Origin of the sequence: Novosphingobium sp. ERW19 (genome assembly GCF_012641315.1) — a bacterium.
Classification (GTDB): Bacteria; Pseudomonadota; Alphaproteobacteria; order Sphingomonadales; family Sphingomonadaceae; genus Novosphingobium.
Genome location: NZ_JABAIC010000010.1, coordinates 117,924 through 133,851 on the forward strand (window position 1 = coordinate 117,924; position 15,928 = coordinate 133,851).

Sequence of the window (15,928 nt, forward strand, 5' to 3'; positions counted from 1 at the left end):
CAGGATCTGACACGGGTCTAGAATGCCGCGACCAATACACCAAGCAAGTAATTTTTATGCCGTGCCATGCCTGAAATTGATGATTTGCCATCCAGTCCATTAGCTTGACTCACAGGTTGCGCGAAGGGATACCGATTGAGAATAAAGGTTCTAGAATGCGGCTGACATGTGCCGCAGGGAGAATAGATGACCACCTCAGCCAGGCGCCAACCGGGCATTCCGCAAGGCCTCACCATAGTTCTGACCGGCTTTCTGCCGATCGTCGCGATCGTGTCGATGTTCCCGGCGGTGCCCGCCATGATCGCGCATTTCGCGAGCGATCCATCCGCGCCGACCAAGGTGCCAGCCATGGTCTCGGCACCCGGTCTGACGGTGGCGATCCTTGCCCTGTTCGCGGGCCTGCTCGTCGACAAGTTCGGTCGTCGCCGCCTGCTGCTTTGGTCCACGGGACTCTATGGTTTCGTCGGCATGGCACCGATGCTGCTCGACAATCTCGACCACATCTACGCATCGCGCTTGCTGCTGGGTGTCGCAGAAGCGGCGATCCTCACCACGGTCAACACTCTGATCGGAGATTACTGGGACGAAAAGGGGCGCTATCGCTGGCTTTCGATGCAGGGCATCGTCGGCCCGTTCTTCGGCAGCGCCGTCATCTTCACGTCGGGCTATCTCGCTTCGATGAGCTGGAACGCGGTCTTTGCGATCTATGGAGTTGGCTTCCTTTGCTTCTTCGCGATGCTCGCATTCATCTATGAGCCGGAAAACGACGACACCGCCCGCAAGATGCTGGGCATCGGTGCCGAAGCAAGCACTCCGTTCCCGTGGAAGGGTGTGCTCCTGTTCGGTCTCGTCACCCTGTTCGGCGGCGCGCTCTATTACGTCTTCATCATCAATGGCGGCATCGTCTGGCAGGAGCTTGGCGTATCCGATCCCAAGGAAATCGGCCGCCTGACCACGATCCCGAGCATGTTCGTGATCGTCGGCGCGCTGATCTTCTGGACCACCGGGCGCCTCGGCGCGCGCACCCAGTTGACCATTTTCCTCCTGCTGCTCGGCTCAGGACTTGCCGTGATCGGTTCTGCGAGCGACTGGAAGGGCATGGTTGCCGGGATGGCCCTGCAGCAGACCGGCGCCGGCATGGCCGTGCCGACGCTGATCGCCTGGGCGCAGGGCTACCTGCCGTTCGAACACCGGGGCCGCGGCATGGGCGTATGGACCTCTGCGTTCTTCCTCGGCCAGTTCGTCTCGCCCCTGCTGGTCAGCATGGCCCGCATGTCGAGCGGCTCGATGCAGGGCGCGTTCGTAATCGCCGGGCTGCTGGGCATCGTGATCGCGGTGGTGACGTGGTTCATCGTCACCCCGCGCCAGGCCGAAACGGCGCTGGCCTGATGCGCCGCGTTTTGTTGGGGGCTGCGACCCTTGCCCTGCTGGGCAATGGTCCGGCCACCACCGATAACCGCCAGATTGTCGAGGACTTCGCGCGGCTGTTCTACGTCGAGCGCGACGTGCGCCAGGCCTTCGAGACCTACGTCGCGCCCGACTACATCCAGCATAATCCGGGCGTGCCGGATGGGCGTGAGGCTGCAATCGCGTTACTGCAGCCGATGTTTTCCGACCGCAACCGCAGCTTCGAGGTGCGCAAGATCATCGTCGATGGCGATCTTGCGGCGATCCACATCTTCGCCAGGCCCGACCCAGCCGCGCGCGGTGCTGCCGTCGCCGACTTCTACCGTTTGAAGGACGGCAAGATCGTCGAGCACTGGGACGTGATCCAGCCAATCCCGGAAAAATCGGCAAACGCGCACCCGATGTTCTGAGGGCGATGTTCTGAGCGCACGCTGGCCGTGGCCGCCCTATTCGGCGGCAACCGGCTCCCCGGCTTCCGCACGGCGCAATTGCATCATCCGCCGGCGGACCCGGATCGCGCCGGCGTCCGACGGCAGGATCACCGGGCGCAGATCCCAGAAATCGGCATCGCCCATCGCTTCCTGCTGGGCATGGAGCGTCGGATGGTCTTCCTCGAGGAACGCTTTCTCAAGCAGCGCATGGGCCTCGGGGGTCGGTTCGTGCGTGTAGAAATAGTGCGTCGACGTTGCCGTTTCGGGCGTCAGGATATGCGGGTCGCCCATGAGTGGCACGACGAGATCCTTGCGGTCCGTGCCTGATCGGGCAAGGCCGATGTACAGTGCCAGGTTCGACGGGGCATTCCAGCGCATGTGCAGCCACTGGTCGGTCTTCGCCCCTTCCGGCAGCATTGGCATGGCCCAGGCCGGCGGAGTGGAATTCGGCATCGTCCAGTTGTTCCAGATCGCGCCATTGTCTTCCTGGATCACCTCGTGCTCGCCGCAGGTCAGCAGCGCGCCGTTCGTGCCGAAGCTTTCGCGGTGGATGAATTCGGCATGGCTCAGGTCCATCAGGTTATCGGTGACCAGCTCGTAGCTGGCGTCCATCTTGATCACGCCACGATGCAGCGGCCCGTCATGGTCGATGAAGCTGTAATCCGGAATTAGCGCGGGATCAGCCTTTTCGGCATCACCCGGCCAGAACCACACGCCGGTATACTTCTCCACCACCGGCAGCACATCTACCTTGGCGATGTCGAGCGGCTGGCCGCTGAACGGATTGTGCGCGCAGTTGCCAGCGCCATCGAATGCCAGCCCGTGATAGCCGCAGCGCATCATATCGCCATCGCGCGCACCTCGGCTCAGCGGCACGAAGCGGTGCGGGCAGCGGTCGGCCATCATCACCAACTCGCCATCGGCCTTGCGCCAGATGACCCACGGCTTGTCGAGCAGGCGGCGGGCCAGAAAGCCACCGTCCGGTACCTCGTGCGACCAGCAGGCCATATACCAGCCATTGCGAATGAAGGCGCTCACGGTCATTCTCCCCAGATGTCGAATCAAATACACCAGTTGGTTTCTTTATATCACGGGCTGTCGCGATGAGAAGCCCGGTCAGTCGCAATCCGGAAGTGGTGCGCACCCGCATTCTTGATGCCGCGCAGGCTGAATTCATGGCCGAAGGCTTTGCCGGAGCCAGCACCAACCGCATTCTCGAACGCTTCGGTGGTTCCAAGCCGACCATGTTCCGCCACTTCGAAACCAAGCGTGCCCTGTTCGAAGCCGTCGTCGCCCGCATTGCGGAACGCTGGCGCGATGCGGTGGACATGGCAGACGTCAGAGATGCCGAACCACGCGAGTGGCTGGAACGCTTCGGCGTTCGCGCCCTGCGCTGGATCCTCACCGACGAAAGCATCTTTGTCGGTCGCATGGCCATCGCCGAGGGGCATCTCTTTCCCGAAGTGGGCGAAGCCTACCGGCAGCATGCGGTGACGCCGCTCAACGACCTGCTCGCCGCGCAACTCGCCGCCTGGACCGCACGCGGGCTGCTTCACTGCGACGATCCGGAGCGCGCGGCGCTCGCCTTTTTCGATCTGACGCTCGCCGGCATGGTCAGCCGCAAGCTCTACAGGGTCGATGCACGCTTCGATGACGCATCGCTTGCCGACCATGCCCATGCCTGCGTCAGCATCTTCCTCCACGGCCTCGGCAAGCCCGCCTGAGCCGCGGCTCGTTTCACTCCGCACGCTTGCCGACGATCCTTGCGATTGTTAGCCTGCCAAACGGAAGAGGAGCGACACATGGCTGGCACGACGCGCGAATTTCAGGGAAAGACCGCCTTCATCACCGGCGGCGTGAACGGCATCGGCTTCGGCATCGCCCGCGCCTTCGCTCTGGCCGGGATGGACCTCATCCTCACCTACCGCAAGGAGCAGGATCGCGAGGACGCCGCCCGCTGGCTGGCTGACAACGCCCTGCCACCGGCGCGCTACGTCCAGCTCGACGTTACCGACCGCGCTCGCTTTGCCGAAGTCGCAGCCGAGGTCGGCAAGATCCATGTCCTCGTCAACAATGCCGGCGTCAGCGTGTTCGGGCCGACCGACGAGGCGACCTATGCCGATTACGATTGGATCATGGGCGTCAACTTCGGCGGCGTGGTCAACGGCCTCGTCTCCTTCCTGCCGGGCATGAAGGCCCATGGCGAGGGCGGGCACGTGGTCAATGTCGCCTCGATGGCAGCCTATCTTTCCGGTCCCCAGGCAGGCATCTACACCGCCAGCAAGTTCGCCGTCCGTGGCCTCACCGAATCCCTGCGCTACAACCTTGCGCCGCATGGGATCGGCGTGTCGCTGATGTGCCCCGGCCTGACCCGCACCAATGCCTGGACCAGCGCGCTCAAGCGGCCCGACGACTTCGCCGATTCCGGCTTTGCCGCTGCCGACCCACAGGAACTCGAACAGTTCGGCACCGCCTTCGAGCTCGGCATGGACCCGCTCGAGGTAGGCCAGAAGACGCTGCAGGGCATGATCGAGAACCGCGGCCTGATCCTCACCCACGGCGAGTTCGCGGAGGACTTCGAGGAAATCTACCGCACCTCGCTCGACGCTCTGCCCAAGGAAGACATCCCCGAAGGCCGCCTCCACATCGAACGCCTGCGCCGCGCTGCCAACAAGGCGGCAGCCAAAGGGCAACAGATCGCTCTATCGGACCTCACCTGACGACAGAAAAGCGGTCAAAGAAAAGCGGGGCACCAGCCTTCCAGTCAACGCCCCGGCATCAACAGAAAAGCGGGGCGCCAGCCTTTCGGCCAACGCCCCGCCAAGGGTCATGCGTCTCATCCTGCCTGGCCAACGCAGTGCGCAGGAAGAGGTTTCCGCCCGAAGCGAAAATAGGGTGCCCGAAGGCAAGGATCACACTGTTCGGGAGTGATGGTGCGGTCGAGAAGACTCGAACTTCCACGGGCTTTCGCCCACAACGACCTCAACGTTGCGCGTCTACCAATTCCGCCACGACCGCAAAATCAAACGGGGTGCCCGACCTGTGATCGGCGCCCCGTGGTGGGGTAGGAGCGCGCCCCTAGCAAAGGAGTTTGGCCTGCGCAACAAGCTTCGCGCAATTTTTCGCGCTCGCCCCGAAACAGCTGCGGATCAATCAGGCTTCCAGCCTATTTCCGCGACCTTTGCCGATTTGGGCACGTCGGTGACCGCAGCGTTGATCGTCACGCTTTCGCCGGGCGCAAGTTCGGCCTGAGGCGGCGGCACCGGCCAGGTCTTCACCACCTTGTCGTTCGAATCGCGCAGCACGATCAGGATCTCGGGCAGGGCGCGCACTTCCTTGCCGGTATTGGTCACCGTGCCGCTGAGCCCGAAGTATTCGGTCCCGTTGGGCAACTGGCGGCGATCCTGCTTTTCCGGCGGGAAGGAGCGGACCAGATCGGCAGGGCCTGCGCCGAATGTCTGGTTCACGCCCGGGATCCACTGCGGCACCCCAAAGTACCACGCCGCCCCGCCGAGGGCCGCGATCGTGACAGCGAAGGCCACGGCGGCCATGGTCCACAGCTTGGTGGGATTGCGCCGCGGACGGAACGGCGGCTGGTGCTCGAACGGCGATTGCTCGGCCGCTTCCTCAACCGGAACGAACTTGCGCCGCGCGGCATGGGGCAAAGGCGGGGGCGTCGGCGGCTCGGCCTCGCCCATGGCGGCGCCGGACTGCGGCGCGCGTGCGAACGGCAAATCCGGTTCAGGCTCGGCAGGAGCCCCCTGCACCGGGGGTGCTTCGCGCGGGGGTGGCGTGGTCGCCGCGGGGGAGGTCGTCTCGGGCGCAGCTACAACGGGCGCAGCCGCCACAGGCGCGGGTTCTGGCGACGCGTCCTCACGCGAGGGCAGCTCAGGCCCGTTCTGGAACCACGAATGGCGGCACCGCGCGCAACGCACGGTCCTGCCGTCCACGCCGATCGCGGTGTCGGGAACGACATAGCGCGTCGAGCAGGCTGGGCACGCAATGATCATTCACCGGGTTAAGCATGGCCGTGCCGTGGGAAACAATAGCCACACCACCCAAGAAACGCATCCCCGGCCTTTTTTCCACATGGATTGCCGCGTATAGCCCTTGGGGCGTAACGATCGGCGCAGAACAAACGGGTACAGTCTCCACCTCATGAGCCAGCCAGACGACGCGGAGATTGTCCATTTCGACAACGTCGGCCTGCGCTATGGCACGGGCAAGGAAGTGCTGACCGATGTCAGCTTCACCCTCTATTCCGGGCGCTTCTACTTCCTCACCGGGGCTTCGGGCGCGGGCAAGACCAGCATGCTCAAGCTGCTCTACCTTGCCCAGCGGCCTTCGCGCGGGCTGATCCGCATGTTCGGCACCGATGCGATCACTTTGCCGCGCGAACGCCTGCCTGGCTTCCGCCGCCGCCTCGGCGTCGTGTTCCAGGACTTCCGCCTCGTCCCGCACCTCTCGGCCTTCGACAACGTCGCCCTGCCCTTGCGCGTGGCCGGCGTGCCTGAGCGGGACATCATCAAGCCCGTTTCCGACATGCTCGAATGGGTCGGCCTGGGTGATCGCAGCAATGCCCGTCCCGCCACGCTTTCAGGTGGCGAGCAGCAGCGCGTCGCCATCGCCCGCGCGGTGATCGGACGCCCCGACATGCTCGTGGCCGACGAGCCGACCGGTAACGTCGATCCCGAAATGGCGGTCAAGCTGCTGCGTCTGTTCGAGGCCTTGAACCGCCTCGGCACGACCGTCGTCGTCGCCACCCACGACGTGCACCTGATCCGGCAAGTGCCGGAATCGCTGATCATGCGGCTCGACAAGGGCCGCCTGTCCGACCCGACCGGAGCCCTGCGCTATCCGCCGCGCCGCGCTGCCGTCCCGCCGCGCCCGGACGTGCTGGGCGCATGAGCGTGCTTCCCGCCATCACCAGCGCCTTGGGGGGCGACTGGCGCGAGCGCACCAGCGCGGAAAGCCGCCTGCTGCCCCAAGGCAAGCTTTCCGGCCCGATGCCATGGGTCATCGCGATCATGATCGGGCTGACTGTCGTTGCCACCGCCAGCGGCCTTGCCTTGCGCAACACCGCCCGGGCGGCGCGGGCCGATGTTGCCGGTGGCGTCACTGTCCAGATCGTCCACGGCGCCCCGCGTGAGAGGGACCAACAGGCCCAGGCTGCGCTGGCTGTGCTGAAGGCGACGCCGGGCATTGCCGAGGCGCGTCTCGTCCCCCAGCAGGAACTGGACGCTCTGGTCGAGCCATGGCTCGGCACCAGCGCGGGCGACGATGTGAACGCCCTGCCCGTGCCGGCGCTGATCGATGTTCGCCTCGCCGGAAGTGCCGATCCCGCACGGGTCAAGGCCTTGGGGCAGGCGGTACGGCGCAAGGCACCGGCGGCGCGCATCGATGCGCAGGCCAGTTGGCTCGCTCCGGTGTTCGAAGCGGTCCATGCGCTGCAGTGGCTCGCCGGCGGCTTGATCGCACTGCTGGCCTTCGCCACGATCGCGACCGTGCTGCTCGCCTCGCGCAATGCGCTGGGCAACCACCGCAGCACGATCGAGATCGTCCACATGCTGGGCGGCACCGACGCGCAGATCGCCCGCATCTTCCAGCGCTCGATGGCGGTGGACGCAGCCGCAGGCGGGATCGGCGGGCTGCTTCTCGGCGTGGTCGTGACCGGGCTCCTCGGTCGCCAGTTCGGCGCGCTCGGTTCGGGCATGATGGCCGCCGGAGGCCTCGTCTGGAGCGACTGGATCGCAATCTGCTGCATCCCGATCTGCGGCGTTCTTCTCGCGGTCATCACCGCGCGCCTGACCGTGCTCAGCGCATTGCGGCGAATGCTGTGACGAAGCGGGGCATCTTCCGCAGGCTGCTGGCTCTGCTCATCATCGCCTGGGCGCTGGGCTTCATCTGGTTTGCCGTCTTCCTGCCTCGCCCGGTGGTCGAGCCGGTCCGCACCGACGGCATCGTCGCGCTCACCGGCGGGGGCGGGCGCATCCCTCACGCGCTCAAGGTGCTGGAGCGCGGTCGCGCCAGCAAGCTGCTCGTCTCTGGCGTGGACCGTGAAGTGCGCCCGCGGGAATTCGCCGCCGAATACAAGGTGCCCGATCGCCTGATGCTGTGCTGCATCGTGCTCGGCTACGATGCGGTCGATACCCGCTCCAATGCGGTCGAGACGACGCGCTGGGTCAAGGAAAACAGGCTGCGTTCGGTCCGCCTCGTCACGACCGACTGGCACATGCGCCGCGCCGCCTTCGACCTTGCGGCCGAAGCGCCGACCAGCCTCATAATCGTCGAAGATGCGGTGGCCTCCAAGCCCAGCTTCCGCATACTTTTCATCGAATACAACAAGTACGTTGCGCGCCTGGTCGTCTGGCTCGGTGCGAAAGCGATCGGTTGGTGATCTTGCGCGATTTGCTCTCCATTCCCCGCAGCCTGCTGTTCTACATCGCCTTCTATGTCGGCTCGGTGTTCTTCGTGCTCGCCTCGCTCGCGCTGATGTCGATCTGGCGCGATGGCTTTCGCACCGTCGTGCGTGGCTGGGCAGGCTGGCACAGACTCTGCGCGCGCGCCCTGCTCGGCATCCGCGTCGAGCTCGAAAACCCGGTGTTCAAGCCCGGCGTGCTTTACGCCATCCGCCATGAAGCCTTCTTCGAAGCGATCGACATGCCCTGGCTGTTCCGCCTGCCCGTGGTCTTCGCCAAGGCCGAACTGATGAGCATTCCGGGCTGGGGCAAGGCCGGGGCGCGTTACGGCCTGATCTCGGTCGAGCGTGAGGCGGGCGCACGCGCCCTGCGCACCATGCTCACCGAGGCCCGCCGCCTGATTGCCGAAGGGCGCCCGCTTATCATCTTCCCCGAAGGCACCCGCGTGCCGCACGGGACACGGCGCGATCTGCAGGCAGGCTTTGCCGGGATCTACAAGCTGCTCGGCCTGCCGGTGATCCCGGTCGCGGTCGATAGCGGCCCGCTCTATCACCGCACCTGGAAGCGCTCCGGCACGATCCGCTATCGCTTCGCCGAGGAAATCCCTCCCGGTCTCAAGCGCGAGGAGATCGAAGCCCGCGTCGAAGCTGCCATCAACGCGCTCAACGCATGAGCGAACCTGTGACGAGCGAGGACGGGAAGCGCTCGCTCGTCGAAGTGCTCGGCCCCGGCCTGATCACCGGCGCGGCAGACGACGATCCCTCCGGCATCGGCACCTATAGCCAGGTCGGCGCGCAGTTCGGCTATTCGCTGGCATGGTCGATGATCCTCGCCTTGCCTCTGCTCGTCTCGATCCAGGCGATCTGCGCGCGCATCGGTGCGACGACCGGCCGCGGCATCGCCCATAACCTGCGCCGCCACTATCACCCCGCATTGCTGCGCATGATGGTTGCGCTGCTGCTCGTCGCCAATGTCATCAACCTTGGTGCAGACCTTGGCGCGATGGGCGCGGTGCTGGCACTGCTCGTTCCGGGGCCAGTGCATATCTACGTGCTGCTGTTCGGCGTGGTGAGCGTACTGGCCGAAGTTCTGGTCTCCTACGAACGCTACGCCCGCATCCTTAAATGGACGACGCTCTCGCTGTTCTCCTACATCGCCGTGGTGCTGGTCGCCGATGTCGATTGGAGCGCGGCCCTGCGCGGCCTCACCGTCCCCAGCTTCGTGCTCGACCGGGACCACACCATGGCGCTGGTCGCCATCTTCGGGACCACGATCAGCCCCTACCTGTTCTTCTGGCAGGCGGGCCAGGAAGTGGAAGAGCGCCACCGCCGCCATGCCAAACCGCTGTGCATCACCCCGCGCGAGGCAGGGCCTGAACTGCGCCGCATTCGCAACGATACGCTCACCGGCATGGGCTTCTCGAACATCACGGCGCTGTCGATCGTCATGGCCACCGCCGCCACGCTGCACGCCAGCGGCATGACCGAGATCCAGTCTGCGCAACAGGCCGCTACTGCGCTGCGCCCCATTGCCGGCGAATTCGCTTTCGCCTTGTTCGCACTGGGCATCATCGGCACCGGGCTGCTCGCCGTGCCGGTCCTCGCCGGTTCTGCCGCCTACGCCGTCAGCGAAACCTTCCGCTGGACCGAAGGGCTTGACCGTCGCCCGCGTGAAGCCAAGGCCTTCTACGCAGCTATTGCGCTGGCAACACTCGGCGGCGTCGCGCTCAACCTGATCGACATCGATCCGATGAAGGCCCTCTACTGGGCTGCCGTGGTCAACGGGCTGCTCGCCCCGCCGCTGATGGTCGTGACGATGATGATCGCCCGCAACCCCCGCATCATGGGCCGCCTCGCCATCTCGCGCCGCCTCGCCGTCGGCGGCTGGCTCTCCACCGCCGCCATGTGGGCCGTCGCGCTGCTATTCCTGTTCGGCTGAAGCCTTCTGCCCATTGTGATCGCTGCGCCCGAAGTCGGGCCGCGCATCGTCCTGGCCCATTTCGATGATGCCGCGGCGAATTGCGCGGGTGCGGGTGAAGTGCTCGAACAGCACGCCGCCATCGCCCTTGCGGATTGCCTTTTGCAACTCGGTCAGGTCCTCGGTGAAGCGCTGCAGCATTTCCAGCACCGCGTCCTTGTTCGAAAGGAACACGTCGCGCCACATCGTCGGGTCCGATGCGGCGATGCGGGTGAAGTCGCGGAAGCCACCGGCAGAATACTTGATCACCTCGCTCTGCGTCACCTGTTCGAGGTCCGATGCGGTGCCGACGATGGTGTAGGCGATCAGGTGGGGGAGGTGGCTGGTCACGGCCAGCACCTTGTCGTGGTGCGCGGCGTCCATCGTCTCGACCCGCGCGCCCAGCGCCTCCCAGAACGCCACCAGCCGCGCCGAGAGCACCGGGTCTGCGTCCGCAGGCGGCGTGACGATGCACCAGCGGTTGCGGAACAGCGTGGCGAAGCCTGCGTCCGGTCCGCTGCGCTCGGTCCCCGCCACCGGGTGCGCCGGGATCACGTGATGCCCCGGCAGCGCCTCGGCCAGAGCCGCCGCGACCGTCTCCTTCGATGAACCGACATCGCTGACCAGCGCATCCTGGGACAGGCCCGGCGCAATCGCCCGCGCCGCCGCACCCATCGCGCCCACCGGCACGCAGAAGATCACCAGATCGGACCCTTGCGCCGCCGTCTCCGCGCTCTGCGCAATCCGGTGTGCCAGCCCCAGTTCCGCCGCCTGCACCCGCACGCCCGCATCGGCGTCCCAGCCGACCACCCTGGTGCCCGGCAAGAACGCCTGCACCGCATGGCCGATCGACCCGCCGAGCAGACCCAGCCCGACGATCGTGACCTGCCGGAACGGCACGTCGCTCACTTCGCGGCCTCGCACATTGCGCGGATCGCTTCGGCAATCTCGTCCATCTGCTGCGCCGTGCCGATGGTGATGCGCAGGGCCTGGGGCAGGCCCTGGCCCGGCAACCAGCGCGTGATGTAGCCGTGGTCCATCAGGCCGAGATAGACATCCTCGGCGCTCACCTTGCCCTCGAACAGGATCAGCACGAAGTTCGCCTTGCTCGGCAACGGCCGCACGCCGTGGTTGCCCAGCGCTTCGAGCTTTCCGACAAAGCGCGCGCGCTCCGCCGTGTTGTGCTCGCGCGAGGCGATGACGAAAGCCTGGTCCTGCACCGCCGCGAGGCCCGCCGCCTGCGCGGTGTTCGATAGGTTGAATGGCCCGCGAATGCGGTTGAGCATGTCGACGATATCGGCGTGCCCGGTGCCCCAGCCGATACGCTCGCCGGCAAGGCCGTAGATCTTCGAGAAGGTCCGCGTCACCAGCACGTTCTGCGTGCGCGCGGCAAGTTCCAGCGCCCCATCGTCGTCGGCCGGATCGAGATACTCGGCATAGGCCCCGTCCAGCACCAGCAGCACATCGCTGCGCAGCCCTGCATGGAGCCGCTCGATCTCGCCACGCGGCAGCCAGCTTCCCGTGGGATTGTTGGGATTGGCAAGGAACACCACCCGCGTCCGCTCGGTCACGCAGGCCAGCAGCGCATCGACGTCGGTGCCGTAATCGGCATCCGGCGCCACCACCGGCACCGCGCCACAGCGCCTTGCGGCAATGTCGTAGACCGAAAAGCCGTAGCGCACGTAAAGCACTTCATCGCCCGGCCCGGCATAGGCCTGCGCGGCGAGGTTGAGCAGCTCGTCGGACCCGGTGCCCATCACGATCCGCGCAGGATCGATGCCATGCACCCCGCCAATGGCGGCGCGCAGGTCCTTGCTGTCGGGATCGGGGTAGGCCGCGGGATGGGCCGCCATGCCGCGCGCTTCCAGTGCCGCCGCGCTGGTGCCCAGCGGATTCTCGTTGGCGGAAAGCTTGGTCAGCTTCTGCCCGTCCTTGCCGGTCGACTTGCCGGGGACATAGGCGTGGATGCCGAGGATCCAGTCTTTGGGCCGAGGAGCGGGCGGAGTCGGTGCGTTTGCCATAACGCCCCGCGCCTTAGGGTCTGCCGGGGTTCCGGGCAAGCGAGCCGCCGGTTGCGGACAAAAAAAGGGCCGGAAGCGGGCTAGCGCTTCCGGCCTTAGTCTGTTCGCAGGAGGAACAAGGTTTGGCGGGGGAGGGGGGATGAGAGGGAGAGGATCTGGTTCCCCCCAACCCCGCCAATTCGGGAATTCAGGTAATCAGTAGTTGTAAGCGCGCTCGCCGTGCTCACCGAGGTCGAGGCCTTCGCGTTCGACTTCTTCGGTGACCCGCAGACCGGTCACGGCCTTCGAGACGTACATCGCGATCACGGTGGCAACCGAAGCCCAGCCGATCGTCGTGACGACAGCCATGATCTGCACGACCAGCTTGGCGCCCATGTCGTAGTCTTCTGCGCCCGGACCGCCGAGCGACGGAGCGTAGACAACCGCGGTGCCGATGGCGCCGATGATGCCGCCCACGCCGTGGATGCCGAAGGCGTCCAGCGCGTCGTCATAGCCGAGCTTCGGCTTGACCACGGTGACCATGTAGAAGCAGACGATCGAAGCAACGGCGCCCAGGACGATCGCACCGAACGGGCCCGAGTTGCCAGCGGCCGGAGTGACGGCGACGAGGCCGGCGATGATGCCCGAGCAGAAGCCCAGAGCCGAACCCTTGTGGCCGGCGGCACGCTCGGCGAGCATCCAGAACAGGCCGGCAGAAGCGGTGGCGACGAAGGTGTTGATCATCGCAAGCGCAGCCGAACCGTTGGCTTCTAGTGCTGAACCCGCGTTGAAGCCGAACCAGCCCACCCACAGCAGGCCCGTGCCGATGCTGGTCATCGTCAGCGAGTGCGGAGCCATGATTTCCTTCTGGAAACCGATGCGCTTGCCCAGGATAAGGCAGGCTACCAGAGCCGAGACACCGGCGTTGATGTGCACGACCGTACCACCGGCGAAGTCCAGAGCGCCCATGTCGAAGAACAGGCCGCCAGCCGCCCACACCATGTGTGCGATCGGGAAGTAGGACAGCGTCAGCCACACGGCGGCGAACACCATGATGGCCGAGAACTTCATGCGCTCGACCACCGAGCCCAGCACCAGCGCCACGGTGATCGCGGCAAAGGTCATCTGGAAGCAGATGAACACGTATTCCGGAATTTCCACGCCGGCCGTGAAAGTCGCGGCCTGGCTCGAGGCATCGACGCCCGAGAGGAAGAACTTGCCCCAGCTGATGAAGGCATTGCCTTCAGGGCCGAAAGCGAGGCCATAGCCGAACATCACCCACATCAGCATCGCGAGACACGCGACGGCGCCGATCTGGGTCATCGTCGCGATCATGTTCTTGGTGCGGGTCAGGCCGCCGTAGAACAGCGCGAGGCCGGGAAGGATCATCATCAGGACAAGGATGGTCGAGACCATCATCCAGGCGGTATCGCCCTTGTCCACGGTGGCGGCAGGGGCCGCCTCCTGTGCGAAAGCGGCAGTGGCAGCGAAGAGCGAAGCGCCCGTTCCCGCCAAGCCACCGATCATCTTGCGGATCATGTTGGTTCCCCTAAGGTCGGAAATGGAAGGCGCGCTCAAAGCGCGGTATCCCCGGTTTCACCGGTGCGAATGCGCGTCGCCGATGCGAGGTCGAGGACGAAGATCTTGCCGTCGCCGATGGCTTCGGTGCTGGCAGCCTGCTGGATCGTTTCCACGATCTGCGGCGCAAGATCGTCGCTTGCAGCAACCTCGATCTTCACCTTCGGCAGCATGTTGGTCGAGTATTCGGCGCCACGGTAGATTTCGGTCTGGCCCTTCTGCCGACCAAAGCCCTTCACCTCCGACACCGTCATCCCAGCAACGCCCAGCCCGGACAGTGCTTCACGCACTTCGTCGAGCTTGAACGGCTTGATGATGGCGATGATGAATTTCATTCATGCCCCCTTCTGTTGCCCACTCGCCGGGCGACCTGCCGGCGAAAGGAGTTAAGCAAGGGGCGTGCCAAATCCGGATTTTTACGGATTCAAGCTTTTACGGGAACGAAAATGGCCGCACAGCGGTTGTGCCCGCCCGAATCTTGTGCAGCCAGAGCGCATTGCCTAATTTTTGGGCAATACTTCCTGCTCAGATTCAAGGCAGGACGAGATCGGCCCAGACCGGCAGGTGGTCCGATCCCACCGCGGCAAGCGGACTGTGGTGCACGCCCAGGCCCTCTACCCGAAGCCCATCGCTTACCACGATACGGTCAAGCTGGGCCACGGGCCGGCGCGAAGGAAAGCTCCGTCCCGGCGCCAGGACTTTCAGTGGCGCGGCGAACGCTCCTAGCGCACCGCCCGAGGGGGACCATTCGTTGAGATCGCCCATCATCACCACGTGGCCGGATTCGGCATGCCCGGCAACATGCCCGCACACCGTCTCCACCTGCTGGCGGCGGCGCAGGCCGGACAGATCGAGATGCATGCCGACCACGCGCACCAGCGCACCGCCCACGCGCAAGGTGGAACAGACGGCGCCGCGCGGCTCGATCGTCGGCAGCGGGACCGCACAAGTCTCCAGCACCTCGATGTCGCGCCGTACCAGCAGGGCATTGCCGTGCCAGCCCATGCTCGCCCCGGTCCGCGCGCGATCGTAGTGCCCCGGCTCCACCGCGCGCCACGGGCTGTGGTCGTCAAGCGTGGCGCGGGGAATCACCGCCTCGCGCAGGCCAAAGCGGCGGTCCGCTTCCTGCAGGGCAATCACGTCGGCATCGATCTCGCGCAGGATCGTCATGATCCGGTCGGGATCACGCTGGCGATCAAGCCCCACGCCCTTGTGGATGTTGTAGCTGGCGACCTTGAGTTTCACGCCTGCGTGCAACCCCTGCTCAGAGGAAGTCCTTCAGCGTCGCAATGAACTTGTCGAACTGGTCATGGTGCAGCCAGTGCCCGGCGTTCTCGAACTCGATCACCTCGGCATTGCGGAACGGCGCGATCATGCCGTTCTCGATAGGATTGCCAGCCCACGAATCCGCGCCGTTCAGCAGCAGCGTCGGACAGGTGATCGCGCTCCACAGCTCGTTGCGCTGCTCCGCCGTGATATCATACGGCGCGCCGTCGACGTTCAGGTGCGGGTCGAACTTCCAGCTGAAGGTGCCATCCTCGTTGCGGTTGATGCCGTGGCGGGTCAGGTGCCGCGCCTGCTCGTCGGTCAGGTAGGGGTTCTCGCCCTTCATGCGCGCATAGGCATCTTCAAGCGTCGGATAGCGGCGCGGCAGGCGGCCGGCGGCCTTGCGCTTTTCGCCGATGAAATCGCGCACGCGCCGCGCAAACGGCACGTTCTTCATCATCGCTTCGCGCTCGGGCGTCGGGAACAGCCCCTCGATCGCCACGATCTTACGCACGTTTTCCGGAAACAGCCCGGCATAGCGCAGGCTGGTGTTGGCGCCCCACGAATGCGAGACGATCGTCACCGGCGCAAGGTCGAGCTGGTGGATCAGCTGCGCGACGTCATAGACGAGGTCCATCGTGCGATAGTTGCCGTCCTCGGTCCACTGGCTGTCGCCATGGCCGCGGTGGTCCATGGCGATGATGTGCCAGTCCTCGCGCAGGGCCTCGGCGGTCCAGTCCCACGAACGGCAATGGTCGCGCCCGCCATGGACCAGCAGCAGCGGCGGCTTGTCCGTGTTGCCCCAGTCCACATAGTGGAGGCGCAGGCGCTGCGAGATGAAGGTGTTCGAGCTGGGACCGAGTAACTGCAT

17 protein-coding genes and 1 tRNA gene are annotated in these 15,928 nt (G+C 65.4%); 9 read left to right on the plus strand and 9 right to left on the minus strand.

The genetic code is table 11. The features are described from left to right. The first annotated feature begins 186 nt into the window (after window positions 1-186). On the plus strand, window positions 187-1,389 hold the full coding sequence (locus HGI46_RS17810; protein WP_168905324.1) for an MFS transporter: 1,203 nt from the start codon (window positions 187-189) through the stop codon (window positions 1,387-1,389). Beyond that, on the plus strand, window positions 1,389-1,817 hold the full coding sequence (locus HGI46_RS17815) for a nuclear transport factor 2 family protein (RefSeq protein WP_168905325.1): 429 nt from the start codon (window positions 1,389-1,391) through the stop codon (window positions 1,815-1,817). Before HGI46_RS17810 ends, HGI46_RS17815 begins: the two co-directional genes overlap by 1 nt. Before the next feature lie 36 nt (window positions 1,818-1,853). On the opposite strand, the gene HGI46_RS17820 is transcribed toward HGI46_RS17815, so the two are convergent. Beyond that, window positions 1,854-2,876 (minus strand): Rieske 2Fe-2S domain-containing protein, encoded by a 1,023-nt coding sequence (locus HGI46_RS17820; protein ID WP_168905326.1) that lies wholly within the window; start codon window positions 2,874-2,876, stop codon window positions 1,854-1,856. A gap of 65 nt (window positions 2,877-2,941) precedes the next feature. Between HGI46_RS17820 and HGI46_RS17825 the strand changes: the two genes are divergently transcribed. Next, the gene (locus tag HGI46_RS17825; RefSeq protein WP_168905327.1) at window positions 2,942-3,562 is read left to right on the plus strand and encodes a TetR/AcrR family transcriptional regulator; all 621 of its coding nucleotides are present in this window, start codon (window positions 2,942-2,944) and stop codon (window positions 3,560-3,562) included. A gap of 78 nt (window positions 3,563-3,640) precedes the next feature. Beyond that, a complete protein-coding gene (locus HGI46_RS17830; RefSeq protein ID WP_168905328.1) occupies window positions 3,641-4,558 on the plus strand; it encodes an SDR family oxidoreductase in 918 nt (305 codons plus the stop codon). 211 nt (window positions 4,559-4,769) lie between these two features. On the opposite strand, the gene HGI46_RS17835 is transcribed toward HGI46_RS17830, so the two are convergent. Beyond that, a tRNA-Leu gene (locus HGI46_RS17835) sits at window positions 4,770-4,856 on the minus strand. A 131-nt stretch (window positions 4,857-4,987) separates the two neighbouring features. Further along, on the minus strand, window positions 4,988-5,848 hold the full coding sequence (locus tag HGI46_RS17840; RefSeq protein ID WP_168905329.1) for an MJ0042-type zinc finger domain-containing protein: 861 nt from the start codon (window positions 5,846-5,848) through the stop codon (window positions 4,988-4,990). Between the two features lie 148 nt (window positions 5,849-5,996). On the opposite strand from HGI46_RS17840, the gene ftsE reads away from it, so the two are divergent. From ftsE to HGI46_RS17865, 5 genes are read left to right on the plus strand one after another with little or no spacing between them, the layout of a single operon-like run. Then, window positions 5,997-6,746, plus strand: a complete 750-nt coding sequence (ftsE, locus tag HGI46_RS17845; protein WP_118073013.1) for a cell division ATP-binding protein FtsE — start codon at window positions 5,997-5,999, stop codon at window positions 6,744-6,746. Then, window positions 6,743-7,678: a cell division protein gene (locus tag HGI46_RS17850; RefSeq protein ID WP_168905330.1), complete on the plus strand. Its 936-nt coding sequence runs from the start codon at window positions 6,743-6,745 to the stop codon at window positions 7,676-7,678. The genes ftsE and HGI46_RS17850 overlap by 4 nt, the downstream gene beginning before the upstream one ends. Then, complete coding sequence (locus tag HGI46_RS17855; RefSeq protein WP_240344873.1) at window positions 7,675-8,235, plus strand: YdcF family protein; 561 nt, start codon at window positions 7,675-7,677, stop codon at window positions 8,233-8,235. Before HGI46_RS17850 ends, HGI46_RS17855 begins: the two co-directional genes overlap by 4 nt. A gap of 2 nt (window positions 8,236-8,237) precedes the next feature. Continuing rightward, on the plus strand, window positions 8,238-8,930 hold the full coding sequence (locus HGI46_RS17860) for a lysophospholipid acyltransferase family protein (RefSeq protein WP_168905353.1): 693 nt from the start codon (window positions 8,238-8,240) through the stop codon (window positions 8,928-8,930). Further along, on the plus strand, window positions 8,927-10,195 hold the full coding sequence (locus HGI46_RS17865; protein ID WP_168905331.1) for a divalent metal cation transporter: 1,269 nt from the start codon (window positions 8,927-8,929) through the stop codon (window positions 10,193-10,195). Before HGI46_RS17860 ends, HGI46_RS17865 begins: the two co-directional genes overlap by 4 nt. On the opposite strand, the gene HGI46_RS17870 is transcribed toward HGI46_RS17865, so the two are convergent. The 6 genes from HGI46_RS17870 to HGI46_RS17895 all read right to left on the minus strand — a co-directional run bounded on the left by HGI46_RS17870 (window position 10,178) and on the right by HGI46_RS17895 (window position 15,928). Then, the gene (locus tag HGI46_RS17870; protein WP_346766772.1) at window positions 10,178-11,113 is read right to left on the minus strand and encodes a prephenate/arogenate dehydrogenase family protein; all 936 of its coding nucleotides are present in this window, start codon (window positions 11,111-11,113) and stop codon (window positions 10,178-10,180) included. The two genes, HGI46_RS17865 and HGI46_RS17870, sit on opposite strands and share 18 nt — an antisense overlap. A gap of 5 nt (window positions 11,114-11,118) precedes the next feature. Beyond that, the gene (hisC, locus tag HGI46_RS17875) at window positions 11,119-12,234 is read right to left on the minus strand and encodes a histidinol-phosphate transaminase (protein ID WP_168905333.1); all 1,116 of its coding nucleotides are present in this window, start codon (window positions 12,232-12,234) and stop codon (window positions 11,119-11,121) included. 195 nt (window positions 12,235-12,429) lie between these two features. Further along, window positions 12,430-13,752: an ammonium transporter gene (locus tag HGI46_RS17880; protein ID WP_168905334.1), complete on the minus strand. Its 1,323-nt coding sequence runs from the start codon at window positions 13,750-13,752 to the stop codon at window positions 12,430-12,432. Window positions 13,753-13,787: 35 nt separating this feature from the next. After that, a complete protein-coding gene (locus tag HGI46_RS17885) occupies window positions 13,788-14,126 on the minus strand; it encodes a P-II family nitrogen regulator (protein ID WP_039333663.1) in 339 nt (112 codons plus the stop codon). Between the two features lie 196 nt (window positions 14,127-14,322). Continuing rightward, complete coding sequence (locus tag HGI46_RS17890; RefSeq protein WP_118073018.1) at window positions 14,323-15,036, minus strand: endonuclease/exonuclease/phosphatase family protein; 714 nt, start codon at window positions 15,034-15,036, stop codon at window positions 14,323-14,325. Window positions 15,037-15,055: 19 nt separating this feature from the next. Beyond that, entirely contained in the window at window positions 15,056-15,928 is an 873-nt protein-coding gene (locus HGI46_RS17895) for an alpha/beta hydrolase (RefSeq protein WP_118073019.1), read from the minus strand.

Excerpts from the sequence above, each read along its gene's own strand:
- HGI46_RS17830 (WP_168905328.1), top strand. The coding sequence starts at position 3,641 with ATGGCTGGCACGACGCGCGAATTTCAGGGAAAGACCGCCTTCATCACC.
- ftsE (WP_118073013.1), top strand. The coding sequence starts at position 5,997 with ATGAGCCAGCCAGACGACGCGGAGATTGTCCATTTCGACAACGTCGGC.
- HGI46_RS17865 (WP_168905331.1), top strand. The coding sequence starts at position 8,927 with ATGAGCGAACCTGTGACGAGCGAGGACGGGAAGCGCTCGCTCGTCGAA.
- HGI46_RS17815 (WP_168905325.1), top strand. The coding sequence starts at position 1,389 with ATGCGCCGCGTTTTGTTGGGGGCTGCGACCCTTGCCCTGCTGGGCAAT.
- hisC (WP_168905333.1), bottom strand. The coding sequence starts at position 12,234 with ATGGCAAACGCACCGACTCCGCCCGCTCCTCGGCCCAAAGACTGGATC.
- HGI46_RS17825 (WP_168905327.1), top strand. The coding sequence starts at position 2,942 with ATGAGAAGCCCGGTCAGTCGCAATCCGGAAGTGGTGCGCACCCGCATT.
- HGI46_RS17885 (WP_039333663.1), bottom strand. The coding sequence starts at position 14,126 with ATGAAATTCATCATCGCCATCATCAAGCCGTTCAAGCTCGACGAAGTG.
- HGI46_RS17880 (WP_168905334.1), bottom strand. The coding sequence starts at position 13,752 with ATGATCCGCAAGATGATCGGTGGCTTGGCGGGAACGGGCGCTTCGCTC.
- HGI46_RS17850 (WP_168905330.1), top strand. The coding sequence starts at position 6,743 with ATGAGCGTGCTTCCCGCCATCACCAGCGCCTTGGGGGGCGACTGGCGC.
- HGI46_RS17810 (WP_168905324.1), top strand. The coding sequence starts at position 187 with ATGACCACCTCAGCCAGGCGCCAACCGGGCATTCCGCAAGGCCTCACC.
- HGI46_RS17840 (WP_168905329.1), bottom strand. The coding sequence starts at position 5,848 with ATGATCATTGCGTGCCCAGCCTGCTCGACGCGCTATGTCGTTCCCGAC.
- HGI46_RS17895 (WP_118073019.1), bottom strand. The coding sequence starts at position 15,928 with ATGCAGTTACTCGGTCCCAGCTCGAACACCTTCATCTCGCAGCGCCTG.